The following is a 332-nucleotide window of genomic DNA, read 5'->3' on the forward strand; positions in this document are numbered from 1 at the left end:
GTGGCCTCGGGCGCCGGCGCCGCCGCGCTGGCCTGCCTGGACCTGATCGTCAGCCTGGGGCTGCCGATGCGCAATGTGTTCGTGGCCGACAGCAACGGCGTGGTCTATGCCGGGCGCAAGGAGCAGATGGACCCGAACAAGGCGCGCTACGCGCAGGACACCTCGGCGCGCAAGCTGGCCGAGATCATTGAAGGCGCCGACATCTTCCTTGGCCTGTCGGCCGGCGGCGTGCTCAAGCCCGAGATGGTCAAGACCATGGCGCGCGACCCCATCATCCTGGCGATGGCCAACCCGACGCCAGAGATCAGCCCCGAAGAAGCGCTGGCGGTGCG

General features: G+C 69.0%; 1 protein-coding gene. It reads left to right on the forward strand.

The features are described 5' to 3' along the window. Positions 1–332, forward strand: a 332-nt coding sequence (locus C5P05_RS08380; RefSeq protein WP_332871341.1) for a malic enzyme-like NAD(P)-binding protein, incomplete at both ends; no start/stop codon positions are given.

The organism is Rhodoferax ferrireducens (assembly GCF_003347515.1).
In the GTDB taxonomy this organism is placed as follows: domain Bacteria; phylum Pseudomonadota; class Gammaproteobacteria; order Burkholderiales; family Burkholderiaceae_C; genus Rhodoferax.